This is a genomic window from Winogradskyella costae (genome assembly GCF_013403865.1).
Taxonomy (GTDB): Bacteria; Bacteroidota; Bacteroidia; order Flavobacteriales; family Flavobacteriaceae; genus Winogradskyella; species Winogradskyella costae.
Window position 1 is genome coordinate 82,681 of record NZ_JABFDK010000005.1, and the last position, 26,009, is coordinate 108,689.

General features: G+C 33.9%; 20 protein-coding genes. 8 read left to right on the forward strand and 12 right to left on the reverse strand.

Annotated elements, in window-relative coordinates; genetic code table 11:
* Positions 1–252: 252 nt before the first annotated feature.
* A complete protein-coding gene (locus tag HM986_RS11775) occupies positions 253–1,374 on the forward strand; it encodes a M23 family metallopeptidase (protein WP_179335290.1) in 1,122 nt (373 codons plus the stop codon).
* A 47-nt stretch (positions 1,375–1,421) separates the two neighbouring features.
* Here HM986_RS11775 and HM986_RS11780 read toward each other — a convergent pair whose 3' ends face one another.
* The 7 genes from HM986_RS11780 to HM986_RS11810 form a co-directional block, all read right to left on the reverse strand.
* Positions 1,422–2,012 (reverse strand): SET domain-containing protein, encoded by a 591-nt coding sequence (locus tag HM986_RS11780; protein WP_179335291.1) that lies wholly within the window; start codon positions 2,010–2,012, stop codon positions 1,422–1,424.
* Positions 2,013–2,165: 153 nt separating this feature from the next.
* Positions 2,166–3,074: an NAD(P)/FAD-dependent oxidoreductase gene (locus HM986_RS11785; RefSeq protein WP_246288502.1), complete on the reverse strand. Its 909-nt coding sequence runs from the start codon at positions 3,072–3,074 to the stop codon at positions 2,166–2,168.
* A 112-nt stretch (positions 3,075–3,186) separates the two neighbouring features.
* The gene (folE, locus tag HM986_RS11790) at positions 3,187–3,843 is read right to left on the reverse strand and encodes a GTP cyclohydrolase I FolE (protein WP_179335412.1); all 657 of its coding nucleotides are present in this window, start codon (positions 3,841–3,843) and stop codon (positions 3,187–3,189) included.
* 419 nt (positions 3,844–4,262) lie between these two features.
* On the reverse strand, positions 4,263–5,489 hold the full coding sequence (locus HM986_RS11795; protein ID WP_218841433.1) for a GTP-binding protein: 1,227 nt from the start codon (positions 5,487–5,489) through the stop codon (positions 4,263–4,265).
* Positions 5,476–6,801, reverse strand: coding sequence for a hypothetical protein (locus HM986_RS11800; protein ID WP_179335293.1), 1,326 nt, complete (start codon positions 6,799–6,801; stop codon positions 5,476–5,478). Before HM986_RS11800 ends, HM986_RS11795 begins: the two co-directional genes overlap by 14 nt.
* Positions 6,798–8,207, reverse strand: coding sequence for a DUF3526 domain-containing protein (locus tag HM986_RS11805; protein ID WP_179335294.1), 1,410 nt, complete (start codon positions 8,205–8,207; stop codon positions 6,798–6,800). Before HM986_RS11805 ends, HM986_RS11800 begins: the two co-directional genes overlap by 4 nt.
* A 10-nt stretch (positions 8,208–8,217) precedes the next feature.
* Positions 8,218–8,919, reverse strand: a complete 702-nt coding sequence (locus tag HM986_RS11810) for an ABC transporter ATP-binding protein (RefSeq protein WP_179335295.1) — start codon at positions 8,917–8,919, stop codon at positions 8,218–8,220.
* Positions 8,920–9,003: 84 nt separating this feature from the next.
* Here HM986_RS11810 and HM986_RS11815 point away from each other — a divergent pair, with 84 nt between their 5' ends.
* Positions 9,004–9,384, forward strand: coding sequence for a Fur family transcriptional regulator (locus HM986_RS11815; protein ID WP_179335296.1), 381 nt, complete (start codon positions 9,004–9,006; stop codon positions 9,382–9,384).
* A 296-nt stretch (positions 9,385–9,680) separates the two neighbouring features.
* Here the strand turns inward: HM986_RS11815 and HM986_RS11820 are convergent, their stop codons facing one another.
* From HM986_RS11820 to HM986_RS11830, 3 genes are all read right to left on the reverse strand, one after another.
* Positions 9,681–12,503 (reverse strand): M16 family metallopeptidase, encoded by a 2,823-nt coding sequence (locus tag HM986_RS11820; protein WP_179335297.1) that lies wholly within the window; start codon positions 12,501–12,503, stop codon positions 9,681–9,683.
* A gap of 118 nt (positions 12,504–12,621) precedes the next feature.
* Positions 12,622–13,272: a peroxiredoxin-like family protein gene (locus HM986_RS11825; RefSeq protein WP_179335298.1), complete on the reverse strand. Its 651-nt coding sequence runs from the start codon at positions 13,270–13,272 to the stop codon at positions 12,622–12,624.
* A 119-nt stretch (positions 13,273–13,391) separates the two neighbouring features.
* On the reverse strand, positions 13,392–15,881 hold the full coding sequence (locus tag HM986_RS11830) for a M14 family metallopeptidase (protein ID WP_179335299.1): 2,490 nt from the start codon (positions 15,879–15,881) through the stop codon (positions 13,392–13,394).
* A 114-nt stretch (positions 15,882–15,995) separates the two neighbouring features.
* Here HM986_RS11830 and bshC point away from each other — a divergent pair, with 114 nt between their 5' ends.
* From bshC to HM986_RS11860, 6 genes are all read left to right on the forward strand, one after another.
* Positions 15,996–17,594 carry a bacillithiol biosynthesis cysteine-adding enzyme BshC gene (bshC, locus tag HM986_RS11835; protein WP_179335300.1) on the forward strand — a complete coding sequence of 533 codons (1,599 nt, stop codon included), beginning with the start codon at positions 15,996–15,998 and terminating at the stop codon, positions 17,592–17,594.
* Between the two features lie 3 nt (positions 17,595–17,597).
* Entirely contained in the window at positions 17,598–18,968 is a 1,371-nt protein-coding gene (locus HM986_RS11840; protein ID WP_179335301.1) for a pyridoxal phosphate-dependent decarboxylase family protein, read from the forward strand.
* Positions 18,969–19,117: 149 nt separating this feature from the next.
* Positions 19,118–20,653, forward strand: a complete 1,536-nt coding sequence (gene guaA / locus HM986_RS11845) for a glutamine-hydrolyzing GMP synthase (protein ID WP_179335302.1) — start codon at positions 19,118–19,120, stop codon at positions 20,651–20,653.
* A 147-nt stretch (positions 20,654–20,800) separates the two neighbouring features.
* On the forward strand, positions 20,801–22,708 hold the full coding sequence (locus HM986_RS11850; protein WP_179335303.1) for a LysM peptidoglycan-binding domain-containing protein: 1,908 nt from the start codon (positions 20,801–20,803) through the stop codon (positions 22,706–22,708).
* A 100-nt stretch (positions 22,709–22,808) separates the two neighbouring features.
* Positions 22,809–23,348 (forward strand): DUF922 domain-containing protein, encoded by a 540-nt coding sequence (locus tag HM986_RS11855; protein WP_179335304.1) that lies wholly within the window; start codon positions 22,809–22,811, stop codon positions 23,346–23,348.
* A gap of 36 nt (positions 23,349–23,384) precedes the next feature.
* Positions 23,385–23,612 carry a DUF3820 family protein gene (locus HM986_RS11860; RefSeq protein WP_179335305.1) on the forward strand — a complete coding sequence of 76 codons (228 nt, stop codon included), beginning with the start codon at positions 23,385–23,387 and terminating at the stop codon, positions 23,610–23,612.
* A gap of 74 nt (positions 23,613–23,686) precedes the next feature.
* Here the strand turns inward: HM986_RS11860 and HM986_RS11865 are convergent, their stop codons facing one another.
* Together HM986_RS11865 and HM986_RS11870 are read right to left on the reverse strand one after the other, a co-directional pair.
* Positions 23,687–24,607, reverse strand: a complete 921-nt coding sequence (locus HM986_RS11865; RefSeq protein ID WP_179335306.1) for a YeiH family protein — start codon at positions 24,605–24,607, stop codon at positions 23,687–23,689.
* Positions 24,608–24,681: 74 nt separating this feature from the next.
* Positions 24,682–25,566: a LysR family transcriptional regulator gene (locus HM986_RS11870; RefSeq protein ID WP_179335307.1), complete on the reverse strand. Its 885-nt coding sequence runs from the start codon at positions 25,564–25,566 to the stop codon at positions 24,682–24,684.
* Positions 25,567–26,009: the final 443 nt, after the last annotated feature.

The window sequence follows — 26,009 nt, forward strand, 5'->3', positions numbered from 1 at the left end:
GTTCAAAATTAAAGTTTTTGTTGTTTTTCTTTAACTCATTTAAAATTCGAATGAACTCAAATAGAGATATAACATATGGTTAACATTGATTATTAGCACTGTAATTAGCAGCCTTTAATTAAACGCTGTTACTACTGAGGTGCCAGTTTACACTTCAAAGTTTAATCTTATTCTTATAATGATATGATGTTTATAACTATATTTTAGACTTTCTATAACACTTTTTGGTATAATTTATGGTTATTATTAAGTATGAAATTGAACCTTATTTTCGTATTCCTTTTTTTAATTTTAGCATCTTGTAAACAAGTGCAGGACGTTGCTGATGTTATCACAAAACCTTCTGCACGAGTAATTTTTGAACGTGATTTTAAAAATAACGATAGTATTTTTCAACGTTATGAATTAGCCTATCGCAATGCCAAGCGAAATAATCTTGAATTGGATTTACCGTTAATGTTACAATCTAAATCGGATACGTCGGATTTTAAAATTTTAGCCTATACTTTGAATTTACAGCAAGGGGAACGTTTTAAAATTGAATCGGATAGTGATGCCGATAGTTTGCAGCTAGCGATTGATGTGTTTTCATTTAAAAATGATTCGGTAGTTGAAGAAAAGCCAATGCTTTCGAATACATCGAGCTTAAATCATTTAGAGTTTGATGTGACCCAAACGGGGAGATATAAAATAGTAATACTTCCAAATCGAAAGCAACAGCGAAATTTTGGCCTGAAACTTTTCACTGAACCGACTTTAGCATTTCCAGTGAGTGGAAAAGATAATAAAGCGATTCAAAGTTTTTGGGGAGCCACACGGAGTGGGGGTCATCGTTCACATGAAGGTATTGATATTTTTGCGAAACGAGGTACGCCTGTGGTTGCCGCAACAAAAGGCTTTATTTCAAAAACAGGAAATCGTGGCTTGGGCGGTAAACAAGTCTGGCTCCGTGATGGACTTTTTGGACAATCGCTTTATTATGCGCATTTAGATAGTATTGCGGTTTCTGGGGGCAATCGTGTTGAAATAGGAGATACCTTAGGGTTTGTTGGAAATACAGGAAATGCTATAACGACAAGTCCGCACTTGCATTTTGGGATTTACACAAGTGGAGGAGCTGTAGATCCTTTGCCGTTTGTAAAACAGTCTGATCCTATTGCGATTGTAAGCCTTCCATTAGCTTTGAATGGTGAAACACGTCTTAAAAGAAATGAATTGAGAGTGGCGGCCAATGTGAGGTCTACAAAACTTCAAGATATAGCTGCTGAAAGACCACTTAAAATTCTAGGTAAAACAGACCGTTGGTTTCATGTTCGCTTGAATGATACCTTACAGGGTTTTATGCATGAGTCCTTGGTTAGAGAAATTGAATAAAGAGACTTCAGCATTGTTATCTGGTTTCAATAGTTTGAATGAGCCATTTATTTTCTTTCTGAGTAATAATTTTTTAAAATAGAATCCATTTCTTCTTCTCCTTTAGCGATACGATTAATTTTTAACCATAAATCATTTTTTATTAAGGGTTGTAAAGGCTGTTCGTTATCTAAAATTTTATTGAAAACAGACTTAATTTGAAGGTCCCAAATGTTATGGTAATTAACCAAATCATCAGGAAATACTATTTTTCTTTCTGTGCCTTCATCAAAAGCTTCAAAGGGTTCCGAAATATTTAAATAACCGTAATCATCTGTTAGTTGTTCGCCGGGTAGAATGTCTCTAACGGCAATTTCAAAGTCGTAAGCTGTAGTGAGGCAATTAGAATTAAAACTATGATTAACAAACCGTCCATTATCCCAACATAATACAAAGTTGCCTTTATTATTTCTATAAGAATAGGTGTCTAGAATCGTCTTATAAATAGAATCCATGGAGTTGAACATTTCGGGTGTGAATTCGCGATCTAACTGATCTAAAGCCCAAGTAATGGTGCCTGCTGGTATAAATTCAGTGGCAACAACTCCATAACCAATCTCTTGGCTTATAAATTTTAACTCTGTTTTTGGGTGAATCATATACTTTTATATTAAGTGTTTCCTTAATTAAAAATAATGTTTTTTTAGATTCAAAAACAAGTGGGTTGAAAATTATAATGGTAGTTATTTAACGATACTATTATTGGCATTTTTGCACCAATAATTTATAATATATAAAACATGTTGTTAAGTTTAAAATTCTACTTCAGTCATTTCATTATTAAGAAGTGCTCCAGCGGTAGTTCCTGAGGCAACAGCATGCGATACCGCTCGGAACGGACTTGAATTATCACCACAAGCAAAAATGTTTTCTACGGTTGTTTTTTGAAACATATCTACTTTTATAAGGCCCTGTTCTGTTAATTCGCAGCCCAATTGTTTTGGGATGTCGCTATGCTGTACAAATGCTGGTCTTGCGTAAATGGCTTTAAGTTGAAAGGTAGAATGGTCAGCAAAAATGATGTTTTTTAGATGGCCGTTTTTGTGATTTAAAGCTGTAATTTCTTTTTCAATAATAGGAATGTTATGGGTCTTAATTTTAGCAATTTGCTCTTGTGTTAAAGTCGATTTTCCATTAGTAAATATGGTGAGCTTTTTTGTCCAATTACTGATGAGTTGCGCATAGTGAAATGCAATATCACCATTAGCTAAAATACCTGTTTCTTCATTCTTTACTTCATAACCATGACAGTATGGGCAATGTATTATAGATATGCCCCAACATTTTGAAAATCCTTTTATATCAGGCATTATGTCCTTTACACCAGTGGCAAAAATGAGCTTTTCTGTTATAAATTTAACGTTGTTTTGAGTTGTGATTTCAAATCCATTGGGTGTTTTTACAGCACGTATAGCAAATCCATCATGGAATTTTACAGAAGAGTATTGTTCCACTTGTTCTTTGGCACTTGTTGCTATTTCTTTTGGTGTTTTACCGTCTTGTGTAATAAAATTATGAGAATATGGTGTCTGACGGTTGCAGGGGTTGCCACTATCTATTATTAATACATGTCGCAAGGCTCTACCTAAGGTCATTCCGGCGGAAAGCCCTGAATAGCTTCCTCCAATGATAATTATTTCAAATGCATTTTTAGCTGTCATAGTATCTAATTTTGAAAGTGAGATTAAAGGAAAAGGCAACGCTAAAGCTGTTAGCGTAAAACTACTTTGTTTAATAAATGTTCGCCTTGATAATTTTTCCATGGCTAATTTTTTAATGTGATATAATATTTAAAAATTCGTTTCGGATTGCAGTTTCGGAAAAACAACCTCCGTATTCTAAAGTGGTCGTAAAACTACTCTGGTCTTTTATTCCTCTTGTGGAAACACAAAGGTGTTTTGCTGTTACTGAAACAATAACATCCTTGGTGTCTAAAACATCTTGTAGATCATTTAAAATTTGAAGAACTAATCGTTCTTGAACCTGCGGGCGACGTGCATAATAATCAACTAAACGATTTATTTTAGATAGTCCAATAACTTTATCTTTAGGGATATATGCGACATGAGCATGTCCTATTATTGGAAGGAAGTGATGTTCGCAGGCAGAATCAATGGTGATATTTTGTTCCACAAGCATTTTTTTATAACCGTACTTATTTTTAAAGGTTGAAAGTTTCGGTTTATTTATTGGGTTTAATCCATAAAATAGCTCTTTTACATACATTTTTGCAAAACGATATGGTGTGCCAGACAAACTATCATCGGTTAAATCTAATCCCATCTCATGCATGATCATTTTAAAATGATGTTGAATATTTTTGATTTTTTCATCGTCAGATTTTTCGAATGCATCCGCGCGTAAAGGAGTTTTTATATTCGAGGTGAAATGATTGTCTCCTATAATTTCAATTTGTTCTTTATCTCTCATATTTAAAAAATTATTCATATTATTGGATGTTATTATTTACGGTAATATTTCATATTATAAAAATGACCGAGAATAATGAATGTTGAAAAAAGAAACATAGTATATTCAAAAACTTCAGCTTCTAATTGCATTGAAATAGAGAACCCTATAAAAGCTAACCATAAAAAAATGCTAATTGGTTCTAAAAAGCGGATATTAGTGGTTTTATAAATTGAAACAAACGCAATAGTAATTAAGAGATAGGCTATAATCGGATTGCTTATAAAGCCGATGCCGAGTGTAAGCAATATAAGTACAGTAAGACAGTGAACTATGCAGAGAAAAGCACTAATAGCACCTAATTTATATGCCCAATATATCTTTTTTGAATGAGTCATTTTAGTTATGATTTCTCTAAATTTTAGCGTTTTTAGTTATACTTATTCTCCCAAAGGATAAACGCTTTCGACTGGCCAATTATCCTGAAATCCGTTCTGCCATGCCATTGATTCGAGTTCTGATACCGTAAGCAGACAACTTTCTAACTGATTTCTGATTAATTGTTCATCTAAATGCTGACCAATAAAGACAATTTCATTTTTTCTATCGCCAAATATGGTATGCCAATCAGCTTCAATGGTGTGCTGGTTTTCTACAAATGCCATTTGCTCAATGCGTTGTTGAAAACTCATGCTGCTCCACCATACACCAGCATTGTCAGCTCGCAAGGATCCTCCTGCTTGTCCCCAAATTAGGGCTTGTTCGGGTCTCGAGGCGATCCAAAATAAGCCTTTACTTCGTAGTATATTTTGCGGGAATTCGTGTTGTGCATAATTCCAAAACCGTTCTGGATGAAAGGGCTTTTTAGTTCTAAAAACAAAAGAGCCAATGCCGTATTCTTCAGTTTCAGGCGTGTGTTTATCTTTTTTTAATTCTTCAATCCATCCGGCATTTTGTTCTGCGTCTTCAAAATTGAATAATCCTGTTTTTAGAATTTCCTTAGGATCTATTTGGCTAAAACTAGCTTCAATAATTTTTGCAGATGGATTCAAACGACATATGGTCGCTTTTAGAAGTCCGAGATGCGATTTAGAAACCAAATCGGTTTTATTTAATACGATAACATTACAGAATTCAATTTGGTCCGTGAGTAGGTTGACGATGGTTCTAAAATCGCCTTCAATATCTGAAAGTTTCTGTTGTGCTAAGGTTTCAGGACTTCCGAAATTCTGAAAAAAGTTAAAGGCATCTACAACTGTAACCATCGTGTCAACATAGCTAAAACGGGAAAGGTCTATACCATTTTCTTCATCTACAAATGAAAAGGTTTGCGCTACAGGTACGGGTTCGCTAATGCCTGTACTTTCAATAAGCAAGTAATCAAAACGGTTTTCTTTAGCCAGACGCTCTACTTCAATCATTAGATCTTCACGCAACGTGCAGCAGATACAGCCATTACTCATTTCAACGAGTGTTTCTTCGGTTCTAGATAGTACGTTTTCGCTGCTAACCAAATTAGCATCTACATTTATCTCACTCATATCGTTTACAATTACGGCAACTTTTAAACCTGCCTTATTGTGTAAAATATGATTTAATAGGGTGGTTTTGCCAGCTCCTAAAAAGCCGCTCAATACCGTAACGGGTAGTTTTTTAATAGTATGCATTGTTGGGTAGTGTTGAATTATATTCTAAATATTTTTCTTTATCTATGGTAATGTCATTCCAAGTATCAAAAACCATCATTTTAATACGCGTATCGACACTTTTTCGAATGTTATTTCTAAACGCTTCATAGTCCTTATAATCGGTATGAGTGAGTTGATTTAGTTTGTTTTGAAAGTAGGTGATAGGATTGTACCAATAGGTTTTTGAAATCAATTCATTTTTGATACGATTATCGGCTTCGATGCTTTGAGTTGCTTTTTTTATTTCTAAATTAATTAATGCTTCAGATGAATAACCTCTCACTTTCTGAACAATAATGGTGTCTTTAGCGACTTTAGTTTCCTTTAAAGCGGGATACAGTTGAAAAAGTTGGGCATCAATTACCGCTATCGGTTGTGCATTAATTTCACTTTTTTTGTCTCTACTCACATCAATGAGATCTACCATTAAATTGGTCGGTTTTTCAATCGCAATCCACTGTTGTACGGTTGCAGGAATAATGAAAGCAAATAGTAGCCAGACTCCAACCATTTGTAGTGTATTGGAAACTGTGTTTTTTCCATATTTTAAAATTAGAAAATATAGAGTTATCCAAAAGAAAAGATAGAGCGTCACCCAAAGCAGAAGATTCCAAAACATGGTATCTGCAACAAATACTTTGGTAAGCATCGCACCATAAACCATTAATCCAAATATTACAATTAGAAGAAGAACAGTGTAAAACGCCGTTCTTGATAGTAGCCACCAATTTTTTGATCCTGTTTGAACAAATATCAATGGTAAAAAGCCATGTTCTGATTCTTGGCCTTTTATGTTGTACAGCAAGACTAATAATAGAAGTGGTAATAGAAATAAGATGACGAATGAAAAATCTAGGGTGCCAGACTGTATGCGTTCTGGATTAGCAATTTCCTTAGTCATATCTGCATCATAACCGCTACTCGATGTGGTAATTAATTTATAAAATCCGTATTGTTCGGTTTGTCCAATATTATAAACTAATGTTGGTGATGGATTCTTAAAGTGATAAGTTGGTGTGTTATAAATCGCCCAAAATGGAGTTGTAATATCAACCCAAGGATGTTCACTCGGTCCTTTTTCATTGTTTTTAAAATAAGAAAGTATTGTCGCTTTTTTAGTTTCAACTTCTTCATTGATTCGTTCTATTTCAGCATTTTGTTTATGATATAAATCGGCACCATTATGTAAACCATACATACTTGCTATGATAAAAAGTAATACAGCTAAAATTTTAAAAGGACTTCCAACGAAATGTTTCCATTCGAATAAAAATGTTTTTAAACTTCTCATATAATTTTTATTTTTTTGGTTCCATAAACAATAAGTATAATCACAAGAATTGACCATAAAATCATTAAAAGAATATCTAACATATAGTTTGAAAGCACTTCTGAAATTTGAGTCGGCTTGTACTCAAAATCAGGAACAGATTTAAAAAAGGCATTGTCTTCTTTCCAGCTCCAGTTACCTGTTTTAGAACCGCCGAAAATTTGCTTGTCGTTTAGCATTTTAATAAATACTCTCCTGTAATTTTCTACTTGTAATAAAAACGCTTGATGATGTAAGTTATCGCTAGCCATAAAGCCCATACTTGTATTTTGTAGCGAAATAAACGGATTGACAATGCCGCCTAATTGAAAGCTTTGTTTCTGTTGTTTTAAGATAGCTCTGTTATTACCAAAATGCTTGTCCCAAACGCTATTGCCATAATCTTCATCGGCTTGCATTCGCATACCATCAAAGTTTATAGGAAGTTGAGAGACACTATCTACACCGTATTCTTTAAGTACTTTTTCCTTTAATTCAATACTTCGCTTGTCGGTAGGATTGTGACCATCTAAACCTTTTGAACGGTCTTCGGTCATTGCCGATTGAAATTCATTTCGGCTCGGAAGCGCATACCATTTTTCGGCAGAACTCATTAAAATATTAGGGATAAACATCGTCCAAATAATCCAAATACCCAACATTGAAGTCAAAGCAACGGTCGCGTTTTGCCAACGTGCAGAAAAGAAAACGGTGAGCCCGCAAATAATAAAATAGTAGAGGCTATAGGTTGAAAAAAATAGACCCGTTCGGATTACAATATCTGTGCTTAAGTTTTGCGAATTAAACAGGGCGTAAGCCGTCATTATAAAAGTTAATAGCAATATGCCATATAACCAAACGGATAGGGTTTTAGCGAAAATTAGTTGTATAGGTTTAGCGCCTTGTAAGACTAATAATTTAAGTCGCCCACTTTGTTTCTCATTACTGACGCTGTTAAACGCTAGAAATATTAAGAGTAAAGGGACAATATATTGAAGTAATAATGACGGTTTTAATTTTCCAAATCTAGAGACGGCTTGCATTTGTGATGCTTCAGAGTGAATAATCTCATTCTGTACATGGCCTTCAACCCGAAGCACATTTCCGGTTACATTATTTACACCTTCATCGAGACTGCTTAATAAATTGGAAGGTTTAAATACATATGTTCCGTAATGTGCCGCACTATGAGGATTCATTTCATCAATACTTACCCATTGCTGCCGAACATGGTCTTTTGCATTTTGATAGGTTTGCTCTTGTTTTTTTATTTGATAATTTCCCAAAAAAATAGAAAGTAACATAATGGCACTAAAGGCTATAGTTATGCCTAAGAATATACGGCTCCGCACTAAAAATCGCCATTCATTTTTTATAATTTGAAACATGATGGAAGTATTAATTTTGCATAAATTGTAGATATAAAGTTTCTAGTTCGTTAGCGCTTACATCTTTGCTGTTTAGCTCCTTTACTAGAATTCCTTTCTTTAGTATACCAATGCGATTACAAACTTCTCTTACACGGAAAATATCGTGAGAAGCCATTAAAATTGAAGCACCTTCTGAGGCGAGTTTTTGCAGTAGTGTTGATAGTTCGTTACTTGCAAGTGGGTCTAAACCACTAGCTGGTTCGTCTAACAAATACACTTTTGCTTTTTTAGCATAAGCGATAGCAATACCCACTTTTTGACGCATACCCTTAGAATAACCACTCACTTTTTTATGATGCGCATCACTCGATAAACTACACGTGCTGAGGTAATTCTCTAACTCATCTTTAGTATAGTTTAAACCGGCAAGTTTGCAGAAATAATCTAAATTCTCTAAACCGGTTAAATATGGGTAAAGGTTGACATTTTCAGGAATGTAACCTATAAGTTTTCTGGTATCGTGCGCATTAGTACTGGTATCAATTTCATTAATATAGACGTTCCCTGAATCGGGATTTAAAAATCCCAATAACATATTTATTGTAGTAGATTTTCCTGCTCCGTTAGCGCCTAAAAGACCTAAAATTTCCCCTTTCTTAACTTCTAAATTTAAGTTTTGAACAGCAAAATCACCCTTAAATGATTTACTCACATCTTGTATCTGTATCATAAAATTATAATTGTTAATGCAACTCAGTAGCGAAAGTAGAAAAATCTATTTGTAAATGCAACTTAATTGCATTAATTTTGTTTTATGGGAATCATTAGAAAAACAAAGTCAGTAACAACGGTATTACAAATATTTGAAGAAAAGCAAGAGGCTAAATCTGTTGTAAACCTTATTGAAATTGTAAAAGATAAGATGAATAAAACAACAGTGTATCGAATTTTAGATCGTCTTGAACAAGATGGAATTATCCATTCTTTTAATGGGAAAGATGGTTTAAAGTGGTATGCGAAGTGTAAAGGCTGTTCTGCGAGCCATCATTCTGATAAGCATCCGCATTTTCAGTGTACGGAATGTAATAAGGTGGAGTGCTTATCTGTTGAGATCAAAATTCCATCTATAAAAAATCATATAGTAGATTCTACCGATATTTTATTAACCGGACAATGTGAAGTTTGTAGCGCGTAATTAGTAATTTATCTAATTACTTTATAAACATATAAATTGTGGGAATGTAATTAGAGGTCTTAATGAGGTAAACAAGTCTGTGTGACATGATCACACTATAATGTCACCTTATGTTTAAGCATGCCATGCCTGATGGAATAGTGCAGTGTGTTCGCGTTTATTCAAGACATTTTAATGTGAATTTAATTGATTTTCTAGTTGAAACCAAAACATGCAGTCATGCTCTGTATCCGCAGTTGATGGTAAACACCAACTGCAGCAGAACGATTTGGATTTGAGATGCTTTAAATAAATTACTAATTCAATAGTACAGCCTCTCCAAAGCCTAAGGCCTTCAATTTATCTAATTGGGTTTTAGCGTCACCAACAATAACATAAATCATTTGGTTCGGTTTGATGTATTTTTCAACGAGTCCTTTAACATCAGCAACGCTTAGTTCCTTAACAATAGTTTGGCGCTGTTTGGCAAAGTCATCTGCATAACCGTAATTACTAATATTGCTTAGCATGTTTAATTTAGATTCTAAGGTTTCAAAAGCACGAGCGCTACTTTTTAACATGAATCCTTTGGTGATTTCTAAATCGTCTTCACTAAAACTGTTACCATAATTTTCTAAAATCTCTTTAACTAAAGCGGCAGATTCATAAGTCACATTTGTACGAACAGAACTACTAATTGAAAATTCTCCTGTTTGCGCATCACCATCAAATCCTGAACGAATTCCATAAGTATAACCTTTAGATTCGCGTAACTCTTGCGTTAATTGCGATGCAAAACTGCCACCTCCTAAGCGGTAATTCATTACAGTCGCTGCATAATAATCGGCATCAGTCGCTTTTAATGATGGATTCCCAAAGGCAATTACAGATTGTTTTGCTCCAGGAACATTATAAAAATAAATTTTAGAGGTTTCTGGCATTACGACTTGAGGCAATTCAGGAATCACAATTTCTTTAGGTTCCCAAGTGGAATTTATAGTTTCTAAAGCACTAATCACATCACTTTCTGAAATTGATCCTACAATGTGCAAATTCGTAAGTTTTGGAGTTAATTTGGTCGCATAAAAGTTTTGTAAATCTGAAATGTTAATCGCATTTACCGATGCTTCCGTGCCATTATTGTTATACGCTAAGATATTATCTTCTCCATATAATTGCTTCGCAAAGGCATTGGCAGCAATACTGTTTGGATTTGCTTTCTGACGTTGAATAGCACTAATAGTACTTTGTTTTAGTAAGTTGAATTCTTCCTCATCCCAACGTGGTTCTAACAGAATTTCAGTCACTAAAGCCATAGTTGCATCAAAATGTTTTGCTAGTGTAGTTCCAGAAATGGTGACACTGTTATTGGTCGCATAACTGTTTATTTGCGCTCCTAAACTTTCAATAGCATTTTCTAATGCTTCGGGTGTTTTGTTTTTTGTACCCTTGCTCATCAATCTAGCCATAAGATTAGAAACTCCAACCTTTTCTATATGTTCTAACAGTAAACCTCCTTTTATTTCAAGTTCAAATTCTACTAAAGGAACTTCTGTATTTTCGATACCGAAAACTTTAATTCCAGAAGCTAAATCTTGTTTCCAAACTTTAGGAATTATTAAATCCGGACTTTCTCCATAAGCAGGTTCTAGAGAGCGATCAAAACTACTTGGTGTTTTTTCATAATCTGCCGCAATACTAGCATCAAAAGTAGCTTCAGCACCTTCTATAATTTCTTCTTCAACGATATTTGCTAATTCAGAATTTTCTAAAATTAGGTTACCTTGTCCTTTTGGTACAACACTAGTTGCGATGAAATTCTTTCCTTTAATGTAAGTGTTATAAACACGCATTACATCTTCTGGAGTGACTGCTAAAATGTGTTGTACATCTTGATTAATAAAACCAGGATCACCTGCAAAAATTTCATATTGAGCTAACTGAAATCCTTTGCCTAAAACACTAGAGAGTCCTCTGTAAAAATCAGTTTCTTGTCCTGCTTTAATTCTATTTAAGTCAGCTTCAGAAATACCATGAGTTTCAAAATCTTTTAAACCTTCTTTTATTGCTGCTGCTACAGTGTCTAAATGAGTAGCATTAAAAGCGGTAACGCTCAGCATTAATTGTCCAGCAATTTCAGCATTGTTTTGATAAAATTGTACATTATCGGTAAGCTTTTCTTTTTCAACTAAGACTTTATTTAATGGTGCTTTTTTTCCATTAGATAAATAATCTGTCAGGACACTTAGGGCATAAGAATCCTTATCGTATTCCGGTACTCCTGGCCAAGCCATTGTTAACCTTGGTAAGCGCGCAAAATTATCTTCGTAGTATAATTGTTTTGTCGCTGTTAAAGTTACAGGTTGTTTTTTTACATCAAGGATGTCTTCACCTTTTGGGATTTCATCAAAATACTTTTTTACCCAAGTTTTCGTTTGTGCAATATCAATATCTCCTGCAATGGTTAAAGTGACGTTATTTGGTACATACCAACGTTTGTAAAACTCCTTAACATCTTCTAAAGTGGCATTTTGTAAATCTTCTAAAGATCCAATAACTTCCCAACTGTAAGGATGACCTTCAGGGTATAAATTACTATTTATAACACTAGAATTAAAACCATAAGGTTGGTTGTCTACACGCTGACGTTTTTCGTTTTTAACCACTTGTTTTTCTTTTGCTAAAACAGGATCTGTTACAGTATTAATAAAGTAACCCAATTTATCTGCTTCTGCCCAAATCATTTTTTCTAAGGCATCTTTGGGTACGGTTTGAAAATAATTAGTACGATCTCTACTTGTAGATCCATTAGCACCAGAGCCACCAATACGAGCACTCATTTGGTCTAAACCTCCTTTGCCAAGATTTTCAGATTCTAAGAATAGTAAATGTTCAAATAAATGAGCAAAACCTGTTCGTCCTGCTTTTTCACGTGCAGAACCTACATGTGCTGTTAAGGCTACAGCGGCTACAGGATCTGATTTGTCAACATGAAGAATGACTTGTAGGCCATTATCTAAAGTGAATTTTTCGAACTCTACTTTAAATTCGGGAGTGGTTTCTTTAGTGTCATTTTCTTTACAAGATGAAATTGTAAAAAGGACGAGTAAGACTAAAAGTGATGATTTAAAGTTTTTCATAATTATTTATTTGAGTGATGATGGTTGATGCCATCTAAAACTGTTTTCTAAAAGCTACTAATAAGTATATGATCTGAACATAGCAGCCACTTCCCATGATAACTTTGCCTAGAGTTTTCTAACTTATCTTTTTTAACGCTTCGATAATGTCATCTGGCTCAGAGCGTGTTCTGTAGTCGATATTAACATAATTCCATTTAACGATACCGTCAGTTCCTAAAATAAACGTAGCCGGAATTGGTAAAACACTAGCATTACCATTATTGACTTTTTTTAGATCAAGTTGTCTATCGACGCGCATGTGTTCCAATAAAAATTCAGGAACTTCCCAAGCCACACCAAACTGTGATGCCACTTTTGCATCTTGGTCAGACAATACCGTAAATTCCATGTTATTTATTTCGTTTTCTGTTAGAGATTCATCTGGCACCTCAGGACTAATGGCAACTAACGTCGCTCCTAATTTATGGATGTCGGCTAATTTTGCTTGTAGTGCTCTTAGTTGCAAGTTGCAATAAGGACACCAACTGCCGCGATAAAATGTAATAATTACAGGTCCTTTTTTTAGTAAGACAGATAATGAGATTAATTCTCCTTTTTGATTTGGTAGTTCAAAATTTACTGCTTTTTCACCTAATTTAAGGGCGTCAGCGCCTTGTTGAAATGCTTTTGCTTTATTAATGATGGCATCAACACCTTCCATGAATTCAGGTTTTGCTTTTCTTCCAGCAGCAATTTTAGCGTCAGTTTGTTCTTTTAAAGTTTTCATTATTTATATTTTATTTAGCAATGGTGTAAATTCGATTATTAAATCCGTATTCATTATGGTTTAAGAATTAAGCCTTGGCTTTAATGTTTGTAAGCGAAGTGGTCTCACATCTCGTTTCATCACAATTCATAAGCATTATTATTCACCATAAAAATAGAGTTGACTAAAAACAGTTTTCCATTTTCCCAGAAACTTCTAAAAAGCGTGTTATCTACCATGTAAATAAAACTACCACTGCCCATCGGTTCTTCGCCAAATACTAAAGTTTGATCTAAGCTTTTTAATGCATTTTGTCCTGCAAAACCAGAATATACTTTGATATTATCTAAGTAAGCCACATTGTAACCACTATCTAATAAACTGTACGCCGAACTCCCTAATTTTAATGTAAAATAATGGTCGTCATAACCAAAAGCCATAGGGTGTGTATTATCTACTTTAGTCTTAAAAATAGCTCCAGTAATTAAGTTATTACTGTATTCGCGTTCGCGATCTGCATAAGACGTTAGATTTTGTTTTTGTTCATCGTCTTTAGAATCTTTAGACGTCTTATAATTTAGGCTGAAACCATCTTTACCTGCAAAGCTTCGTAAGGCACCATCAATAGCAATCACTTTTCCACCAGCACGTACCCAATCTTTAAGTTTAGTCATGTTGTCGTCTGTAAATACTTTTCTGTAATTACCATTCGGAAGAATTAAAACATGGTACCTATCTAAATTTATGTCTCCAAGATCAGCCGTATTTATAGAGGTTATAGGATAGTGTAATTGTTGTTCAAAGAAATGCCAAACTTCACCATAGCTTAAAGATGATGTACCCTCACCAGAAAGTACAGCAACCTTTTGCTTGTTTACCAGTTTAATATCTGGCGACCCTATATCTGGTGTTGTTTGTGAAAATCCTGAATTAATTTCCGTCAGCGTTTGTGCCTGTTCTTGAGCAATTGTGTTTAAGGTTTCTAAGAAGTTTTTAATGTGTTTATTATCTCCTTTAGTAATGATTAATGAACCACGTTCAAATTTTTTGTTATTAGAGGTGAATGGTTTTTCTGTAAAACGGACTTTGAAATTATACTTCAATAATTCAGCTAAAAATTGAGCGTCCTCTATAGAGTTCCATTTACTCACATAGCCATAGGTATCGGTTAACGCTTGCAATGCTTTTTTACTCAAAAGGGTTTCACTCGGAACCTTAGTGATACTCGCCATCGCTTCTAATCCGTATGCATAAGGAAGTGACCAAGCGGTGATATCGTAAGTTAACGAATCCGAAAGTTTAGCGTTAGGCTCAAATAAGGCTTTCACCATTTTACCTTTTGGCTGATTGGCGTGTACCACTAAAGCCTTACTGTTAATGTTTAGAGAACCTTGCTTTCCGGTAGCATAACTGATACCCGAAACTTTAGACGTCGTTGCGTTTTCGAAGGTGATGCTGTGTTTATTTAATAGTGCTTTTAAACTATTCAGTTTATCTTCATTGCCTTTTAAAACATAACTTTTATATTTTAAGTTGGAATTGTCAAAGAATTTAGCAAACTCAGTATTTAGTTTTTTAGCATTTTTTGAAGCTATTTCAACGGTTGAAAGCCCAGTAGTTGTATGGTGTGTTAAACGTTCAATTAATGTTAATACATGGCCTTCATCGTTCAATATACCTAGACCTGCCATGCCATGGCCACCTTGCTCATAGGTCATTCCCATCGCCCCCATAAATGTTGGGTAGGTGTCACCATAACTCGGGTAGAATAAATCGAAACGTTCTCTAGTGAAAAATAACCAACCTTTAGCATCAAAATATTTAGCGTGATTTTTTCCGATTTCGGTTTGAAAATCGCGTTGCCAATCCGTGATGACTTCATGAAATGGTTCCGCAGCCGGTGCAAAATAATAGGGTTCATTAATTCCTTGTTCATGAAAATCGACATGCACATGAGGCATCCATTTGTTATATACTTCTAACCGTTGCTGTGTTTCTACTTGTGATGCCCAAACCCAGTCTCTATTTAAGTCAAAAAGATAATGATTTGGTCTTCCTCCAGGCCAAGGTTCGTTGTGTTCACTCGCTTGTCTGTCAATGTTGTAAGGCTGACTTGCTGTTTCGTTATACCAATTAATATAACGATCACGGCCATCGGGATTCATGGAAGGATCAATAATCACAACCGTATTTTTAAGCCACTCTTGTTTTTCTGTAAGTAATTTAAATAAGGTAAGCATTGATGCTTCAGAGCTCGAAGCTTCATTACCATGAACGTTATAACTTAACCAAACAATTGCAATATCGTCAGCAGAAGATTCACCGTCTAATAATCCAATATTTTTTAAATTGTTTTCTCTAATCGTTTCAAGTTTTTTTATGTTTTCTTCACTAGAAATATAGGCCAAATACAGACTTCTTCTCTCGTTTGTTTTTCCGTAGGTTTCTAGTTTTAATTGATTCGGAACTTGTTTTTCAATAGTTTTAAAATACTCTATAACTTGATGATTTCGACTAAATTGTGTACCGATTTCATAGCCTAAAAAGTCACTTGGAGATGCAATGGTTTGAGCCATTAGTGAGAGCTGAAAACAGAAAAAAACAACAAGAAAAGTAACTGGTTTTTGCATCGAATTTGGTTTTAATTTAATGCGAGTAAATATACGCAGCATAAGTGAATTAACTAAAAATTAGGAATTAAAATACTGAAGAGCCTTATATTTATGCCATAATTTGAGATTTGTATGCCAACCGACTGTATTCCGTTTAGGGAAACCCATTACTTTTCAGACTTTATATGTGATTATTTAGATCAGAAACCTGAATTAAAAGACTTTTATCATCGCTTTCCAAAACTAGAGAATTTTGAAGCTCAGATTGTAGAAAAACAATTAGCGGTTGAAGCGCAATCGAGAGCTGTTTTAGTCGAGAGTTTAAAAAAGCAATATAAAAATCTTCAAGCATCAGAATTAACAGCTGAAAATATTGAAAGTTTAAATGCTGAGAACACGTTTACAATTACTACAGGTCACCAATTGAATCTTTTTACAGGGCCACTTTATTTCTTGTATAAAATAATCTCAACTATAAATTTAACTAAGCAGTTAAAAGAAACATATCCTCAATATAATTTTGTACCCGTCTACTGGATGGCTTCTGAAGATCATGATTTTGAAGAAATTAATTACTTTAATTTTAGAGGTAAAAAAATACAATGGAATTCTAAGCAAACAGGAGCCGTTGGTCATTTTGATACCGAAGGTTTAGATGCTGTTTTTGACGTAATTTCATTAGAGTTTGGAGCAGGAAAAAACGCAGAACAATTAAAAAGTTGGTTTAGGGAGGGATATCTCAATCATTCGAATCTCGCAGATGCAACTCGTTATTTGGCAAACCAGTTATTTGGTGAGCACGGTTTAGTTATTTTAGATGCAGATGATAGAGAATTGAAACGTTTGTTTATTCCGCAGATGCAAAAAGAAATGTTAGAGCAAACGGCATTTAAAACTGTTTCTGAAACCAACAAGAAGTTAGAAGATTTAGAATTAAAAATTCAGGTAAATCCGAGAGAAATCAACCTCTTTTATATTAAAGATGGTTTACGTGAACGTATTATAGAAAGTGAAGGAGTTTATTCAGTATTGGATACTAATATTACCTGGAGTAAGAGTGAGCTACTAGAACACCTCGATGAGGCGCCTGAGCGATTTTCTCCTAACGTAATCATGCGCCCCTTATATCAAGAAGTAATCCTACCAAACCTATGTTATATTGGCGGTGGTGGAGAAATGATATATTGGTTGCAATTAAAATCTAATTTTGAGGCTCAGAATGTCACATTTCCAATGTTATTATTAAGGAATTCGGCTTTAGTGAAATCAGAAAAGCAGGCTTCTAAACTTAATAATTTAAATATTCAAAATAAAGATTTGTTTTTAGATCGTCATTCGTTTATAAATAAGCGTGTTCGAAAAATTTCTAATATTGATATCGACTTTTCAGAACAGAGGCAACAGTTAGAATCACAATTTAAACACCTCTTTGATTTAGCAGAACAAACAGATAAATCGTTTTTAGGCGCAGTAAAATCTCAAGAAGTAAAACAAATAAAAGGTTTAAATCATCTTGAAAAACGTTTGTTGAAAGCACAAAAAAGAAAACTTGCAGATCAGATTGAACGCTGTACAGAACTGCAAGAAGACTTATTTCCTGGTCAAAGTTTACAAGAACGAAATACTAATTTTTCGGAATTGTATTTAGAATATGGAAATGAATTAATTCCTGAAATAATGAAAGCCTTAGAACCATTAAAAGGAGAATTTCTAATATTAAATTTAAAATAATTAATGCATCACATTGATATTGATCTTATTGAAATGACTTTAGATGTCATGAAATATGTCATCGGAAGAGTTTCAGCGACAGAGCACCAAATAGGAAAACCTAAAAAATACGAGGAATTAAAAGCTTTAGTAGGAGATACTGTAACAGAAAAAGGGGTTGGTGGAGAATATGCTTTTAATTTATGGAAAGAACACTTATCAAAAGCAAACGTGCCTGTTGATCATCCACGGAATCTAGCTTTCGTGCCAGCAGCACCTTCAAAAGCTGCTATAATGTTCGATTTAATAACAGCAGCATCAAGTATACATGGCGCTTATTGGATGGAGGGTGCCGGAGGCATTTTTTGTGAAAACGAAGCTATGAGCTGGATTGTCTCTTTAACAGGCATGCCAGAAGGTGCTTTTGGGGTGTTTACAAGTGGTGGTACAGCAGCTAATTTATCAGCGATTGTTACCGCTAGAGAACATTGGAGAGAAAACCCAGAATTTAAGAATGAAAAAGGATTAATAATTACATCTATGGGAGCCCATTCTTCCGTAAAAGCAATGGCGAAAGTTGCAGATGTAGACATTATTTTGGTCGATTCTGAAGAACATTTAACAGGCGAAGCATTAAAAGAAAAAATAACAAGTTTAACAACGCATCAGCGAAAATGTTTATTTGCGGTTGTTGGTACAGGCGGAACAACTAATGCTGGTATCATTGACGATTTATCAAGTATAGCGGAAGTCTGCGAAAATGAAAGTTTATGGTTTCATGTCGATGCTGCTTATGGAGGTGGGGCTTTAGTTGCAGATTCTGTACGACACCTATTTAAAGGAATTGAAAAAGCGGATAGCATTACTATAGATCCGCATAAATGGATGTTTTCACCTTACGATTGTGGTGCTGTACTTTATAAAAATATGGAGTTGGCTAAAAATGCACATTCACAACAAGGCTCATATTTAGAGATTTTTAAAGATGAAGGTGCTCACGGATTTAATCCAACGGATTATCAAATTCAATTAACCAGACGTGTTAGAGGTTTGCCTTTGTGGTTTTCATTAGCAACTCACGGAACAGACCGTTATAAAGAAGCCGTGGAACGTGGTTTAGAATTGGCACAAATTGCTGGTCGTTTAATAGAAGCACACCCAAATTTAGAATTGGTGAGAGAACCAAGTTTATCTTGTGTATTATATAGAAGGATAGGTTGGGATCCCGAAGATTACACCCACTGGACTTATGAAAACCACGAAAAAGGTTTTGCATTAGTCACACCGACCAAGTGGAAAAATGGAGACACATACGAAACTTGCTCACGTTTTTGCTTTATAAACCCAGATACGACAGAACGCGATATCGAGATGATTTTAGAATCTATGGTTTAGCTTAATTCGTTGGTTGCTGTACTGTTTTATCAACCAAATCACGCTTTTCTTTTTTCAATAGTTTAAAAGTAGGCTTCACTTGTTAAAAAGTTAATACAAAAAATACTAATTGATAAATCGTAATTCCGAAAACCTTACTATTTTTGCGCATGCAACACAACAAAGTCCTAATACTAGATTTCGGATCGCAATACACACAACTTATTGCGCGTCGCGTTAGAGAATTAAATATCTACTGCGAAATTCACCCATTCAACAAAATTCCTTCAGATTCAGAGAGCTTTAAAGCTGTTATTTTATCTGGTAGTCCAAATTCCGTAAGAGGAGAAGCTGTGCTTCACCCAGATTTGGAAGACATCAGAGGAAAAAAACCAATGCTAGCCGTTTGTTATGGTGCGCAATATTTAGCGCATTTTTCAGGAGGACAAGTGGCTGAATCTAACACAAGAGAATACGGAAGAGCAAATTTAGCTTTTATAAAATCTGACGAAGATTTCTTCGAGAATATTCATGAAGGCAGCCAAGTATGGATGAGCCATAGCGATACAATTAAGCAGTTACCAACAGGCGGAGTACTTTTAGCAAGTACAAGCGACGTTGAGAATGCGGCTTATAAAATTGAAGGTGAGCAAACCTATGCGATACAATTTCACCCAGAAGTTTACCATTCTACAGATGGCCATCAGCTTTTGAGTAATTTCTTAATTAAGATTGCTAAGGTTGAGCAAGATTGGACACCACAATCTTTTGTTGAAGAAACCGTTGATAGTCTTAAGGAGCAATTAGGTGATGATAAAGTGGTTCTTGGTTTATCAGGAGGGGTAGATTCTTCTGTAGCCGCCATGTTATTGCATAAGGCAATTGGTGAAAACCTCTATTGTATTTTTGTTAATAATGGTCTACTGCGTAAGAATGAGTTTGAGGATGTACTGAATCAATACGAAGGCATGGGACTTAATGTAAAAGGAGTCGATGCTTCGGCACGCTTTTTGGATGCATTAGCAGGATTGAGTGATCCAGAGCTTAAAAGAAAAGCCATTGGATCTGCATTTATTGATGTTTTTGATGTTGAAGCTAATTTAATTCAGGATGTAAAGTGGTTGGCTCAAGGTACAATTTATCCAGATGTAATAGAAAGTGTATCGGCAACAGGTGGACCAAGTGCAACAATTAAAAGTCATCATAATGTGGGAGGATTACCAGATTACATGAAACTGAAGGTTGTTGAGCCGCTAAGAGCATTATTTAAAGATGAAGTAAGACGTGTTGGTGCCTCTATGAATATGGATAAAGAATTGTTAGGACGTCACCCATTTCCGGGGCCAGGTTTAGCAATTAGAATTCTTGGAGATCTAACCGCTGAAAAAGTACGTATATTACAAGAGGTAGATGCTATTTTTATTAATAATCTAAGGTCTTGGAATCTGTACGATAAAGTATGGCAAGCCGGAGCAATGTTGTTACCTGTAAATAGTGTCGGAGTCATGGGAGACGAACGTACCTATGAAAAATGTGTTGCTTTAAGAGCTGTTGAAAGTACAGATGGAATGACGGCTGATTGGGTTAATTTACCGTATGAGTTTTTACAAAAAACATCAAACGAAATTATAAATAAAGTAAAAGGTGTAAATAGAGTTGTTTATGACATTAGCTCAAAACCACCTGCAACTATTGAATGGGAATAAAAAAAGTTGTCAGTTTACAGTCTCAATAAGCTGTAAAAGAAAAAAAAATAGCTGATAGCTGAGTGTAATCGAAGTGCAGTTTTAGTCATTTTATAAAGTAAAAAAAGTAAATGGTTTTAAATAATTGTTTGCAGTAAAATAGAATTCATGAAAAATATCTTAACCATCATTTTAATTGCGTTTACAATTGGACTTAGTGCTCAAGACTATATAGAGCACACTGTTAAGCCAGGTGAAACAATTGAAAGTATTGCCAAAGGTTATCTAGTGACTCCATTTGATATTTACGCACTAAACCCTGATGCTAAACGTAAGTTTCAACCCAATTCAGTTTTAATTATTCCTAACTCTAAAGTTAAGAATGATGCTATTGTAGATGATAGCAGAGAATTAATTGGTTACAAAGATCATAAAGTAAAACGAAAAGAAACATTGTATGGATTAACTAAAGAATACAATGTTTCTGAAGATGAAATTAAAAAGGCAAATCGTTTTTTATATTCAGAAAATCTTAAAAAAGGTGATAAAATTAGAATACCTAAATACAGAACGGTAGTTTCTAAGCAAACGTTAATGAATACCGTAAAAAAATATACGGTTCAACCTAAGGAAGGTAAATGGCGAATTGCTTATAAATTTGGGATTTCTGTTGCAGAATTAGAAGCTTTAAACCCATTTATGAATGAAACTATTCAGCCAGGTGATGAGTTAAACGTACCAAATATTGACGATACTGAAGAAAAACAGGTTGAATCGACTTTTGGTTATTATGAAGTACTACCTAAAGAAGGCTTTTTTAGACTTAAGATTAAACTAAATTTAACTCAGGAGCAATTAGAAAAGTTAAATCCTGAATTAAAAGAAACAGGGTTAAAAGCAGGAATGGTGTTAAAAGTACCAGCTGATGTTGATACTACTAGTAGTTTAGAAGTTGTTGAAACTACAAATTTAAAGAGTAACCTAACCAATTTTAAGACTAAAAAAATAGCCTTGATGCTGCCATATCGTCTCGATAGGATAGATGTGGATGCGGTTGAAGCAACTAAAGACAAGATTAAAGAAGACAAAAGATTATCAGTTGTTTTAGATTTTCATGTTGGTGTTATGATGGCCTTAGATTCTGCTAAGCAATTAGGGATTTCAACAGATTTAAAAGTTTTTGATACGCGTTACCATATTTCAAGAACAGCTGATATTTTAGCTGAAAATGATTTTTCAGATTATGATGCTGTGATTGGCCCAATGGAGGAAAATAGTTTTAACCGTGTAGCAATGACATTAAAAGCGGATAATATTCCTGTAATTGCAGCTATGAATAAGCCAAAACAGGTCTACGGTAATGTATTTCAAACTTTGCCAGAAGATAAGTTGTTGAGTAAGACAATGATAGATTTTGTAAAAGCAGATAGTTTAAAGACTAAAGTGGTAATTATTTCAGATCACTTACATAGAACAAGTAGTGAAGCTTTACAGAAACAATTTCCAAATTCTAAATTAATTTTAACACAAAAGGACAAGAAGGATAAATCAAAAGACGCTTATTATATTTACCATGCTAACTTGCAAAATGTATTTAATGCAGGTAAAACAATAGTGTTTTTAGAAACTGAAAATACATCGTTGGCTTCTAGTGTTATTAGTATGCTGAATGGCTTTGCAGTAAATAAAACTGAGATTGTATTAGCAACTCTCAATAAAGGGAAGGCATTTGAAGGAAAGGATATCGATAATAATAACTTGTCTAACCTTAAGTTTCATTACCCATCTGTACACAAGGATTTTGACGAAACAAAATCAAATGGTTTTGTGGATACATACCGTAAAGAATACGGGGTGTCACCTAGTAAATATGTGTCGCGCGGATTTGATATTACTTTAGATCTTTTAATGCGTTTGGCTTCTGCTGAAAACTTATATGAAGCCTCAATCGATGCTATTGAAACGGAATATATTGAAAATAAATTCAGGTATAATAAAGCCTTAATGGGGGGGTATGTTAATGAAGCTGTCTACATAGTTAAATATGATAACCTTAGAATTGTTAAAGCTGACTAAGTTGCAATAAAAGGTCATTAATAGTGATTTCCTAGTCTTACAACGCATTTAGTAGTCTACTATCGAAAAAGATTTTACATTTAATTCGAAATAATTACTCTTGAAAAACCTACTTATAATTATATCTCTATTTTTCATTGGGGGTACATCTATTGAAGACTCTGTAACTTGGAATGAAAAAACTAAGCTAACTTGGGCTGACTTTAAGGCGGTGCCAGATTTAAAATCTAATGCTGCTGCCGTTACCGCTTCGGGTATAACTTTTGGGTATGGAGTAAAAACATCTGGAGAAAGAATAGTAGATTTTTCTACTACAGTAGAAGCCCATTTTTATCCCAATAAATCTTGGTATATAAAGGAGAAGGGTAATCATCATATATTGGCTCATGAGCAACTACATTTTGATATTACAGAACTTTATGCACGTCAATTTAGAGCGCAAATAGCAGCGTTGATTGTTAATCAGAATGTAAAAGAACAGATGAGCAGATTACATGCTGAAATTAATGAGGCTGTAAATGAAACTCAACAACGTTACGATGAGCAAACTGACCATTCTATGAATGTAGAGATGCAAGAGGAATGGGAAAAAACAATTCAAATTGAACTTAAGAAATTTGAAGATTACAAATCACACTAATTCAACGGTTTTTATCTACACTAAAATTTAATTAAAATGGAATTAGACGGTACAGTTTTAATTGAATTGGCACATTATAAAATGCCTTTTGGTAAATACAAAAATCAATACTTAATAGATGTTCCAGAGCATTATTACATCTGGTATCAGCAAAAAGGATTTCCTGAAGGAAAACTTGGTCGCATGATGGCACAAATGTGCGAAATAAAAATCAATGGCTTAGAGGAGCTGATATATACAATTCGTAGAGATTTTAGAAAGTAGGCATTTTAATTGTTCGCATTGAACAATGATCAGACTACCTTTCAACCATTAATTTCGAGTATTTTACAAAGCGTCTAATTTAGAATATAGACTAATGAAAATATAGAAATAAAAATCCATAGCGTTAACGCCAAAAAAATAGGTTTTATTCCGGTCGATTTTAAGTCTTTTATTGAGATAGATGTTCCTACAAGAAATAAGGTTATTATAAGTAATCTTTTAGACATTAAGACAATAACATGAGTCGCTGATGTTGGCAGAATATGAAAGCTATTAATTACAATAGCTGCAATAAACAAAAGAATAAAGTAAGGAATTTTAATTTTTTTACCTTTTGTTTTAAAAAGGAACATTGAGAAAATAGATAATGGAATAATCCACAACGTTCTAGATAATTTTACCGTTGTTGCTATACGCAATGCTTCTTCTCCATAACCTAATGTTGCTCCAACCACGGAACTAGTGTCATGTATGGCTACAGCGCACCATAAACCAAATTGTTCTTGTGATAAATTTAGATAATGACCAATTGCCGGAAATACAAATAATGCTATAGCGTTTAATAGAAACACAATGCCTAAAGCAATACTTATTGTTTTATTTTTGGCTTTAATAACTGGAGAAATAGCAGCAATGGCGCTTCCGCCACAAATTGCAGTGCCAGAGGTAATAAGATGTCCTAACTTTAAATCTAATTTTAGAAGTCTTGTTAGTAATAAACCTACTGTTACTGTTAAAAATATAGAGAAGATGGTTAAGCTTAGGCCGTCTTTACTGGTTTCAAGGGTCTCATTAATAAACATCCCGAAGCCCAATCCTACAACCGAAATTTTAAGAAAATAATGAATGGCTTTATGGCTATATTCCTGAAACGGGTTTTTTAAAATAAGCGTAACTATAAATCCGAGAATTAATGCTGTTGGGCTGTTTATAAATCCAAAAAGAATAATTACGATGATAAAGACGTAAACTGTTTTTGAGAAAATAGCTGTCATGTTATTTTAATAATCTATACAAAAGTAACATGCTTAAATAACTTTTCAGCAAATTAATTAGTTCTTTGGTATAACTAAAAGTTATAGTTTAGGCGTATGAATTTTTTGAAGTATTCAAAAGAATTAGAAATATAGCCTGTCCTTTTTACAAAATAAAACCACCTTTCGATACTTAAATTTTTGATGTCTATGATTTTTAGTTTGTTGTTAATTAAATCATCAGAAATAGAATTAATGGAAAGAAGTGCATAATGGTCTGAGTGGTACAAATAATTTTTAATAGCTTCAGTACTATTAAAAAATACAACAGCATTAAGCTTTGTAATGTTATGCTGCATTAGAAAAGTGTCTATTATTACTTTTGTTCCAGAACCTTTTTCGCGTTCAACCATGGGGATGGTTTGTAAGATGTTGATATCTATACTTTCTTTTTGAAACGTATTATTCTTAACATTAGTTACGAGGACTATTTCATCCTTAATAAATTTTTCAAATTGTATTTTTGGGTTCGAAGTACTTCCTTCTGTAATTCCAAAATCAATATCTTCATTTAAGATCAAGCTTTCAATGTTTTCAGAATTATTACTTACGATGTTAAACTTTGTTTCAGGATATTGAACTCTAAATTTTGCAATTATTTTAGGGATAATATAATTAGACAACGTGGTACTCACTCCAAAATTTATGATATCAGGAAAATCGTCTTTTTTATGAAGAAATTTCTCGTCCATATCTGTATAAATGGCCAGTATTTTATTCGCGTAAACAAGAAATGACTTTCCTTCTGCAGTCAATTCTATAGAATTCCGCTTTCTTATAAATAATGTGGTTCTATAATCTTGCTCCAAATTTTTAATGGCTTTAGATATGGCGGGCTGTGAAAGATATAATTGTTCGGCAGCTTTTGTAAAACTTAAATGCTTCGCAACAATTTTGAAAATGTGTAATTTGGTTTTCATTAGTTTGTGTGCAATGGCTGATGAATATAAAAGCGTTTCCCTGCTTTGATAAGTTGTATATAGGTGTTTTGTACTCAACTTATAACGAAGATAGCTGAAATTTTTCAAACATTCAACCACTCTAATTTCGAATAAAAGCCTGAAGTCGCATCAAAAATTTGAAGATATTTTATGCGTTTTAATCTAAGATTTTATATGTCCTAATATTGAAGTCTATTTTATAGTTCAAATATGAGAAATGATAATCAATGAGTTGGAATAGTTCAATGATAAAATTTATTGAGATTTCGCAAAGCAATGTTAACGTTTTTTCTCACATATAAATAGAGGATTAAACAGATAATTCGTAATTATTAGCATTAATCTTATAACAAAATCCTTTTGAGTTACAGCAAAAATGGAACGCAGTAATAAACTAACACTCTAAATTGTTTATTTGTAGC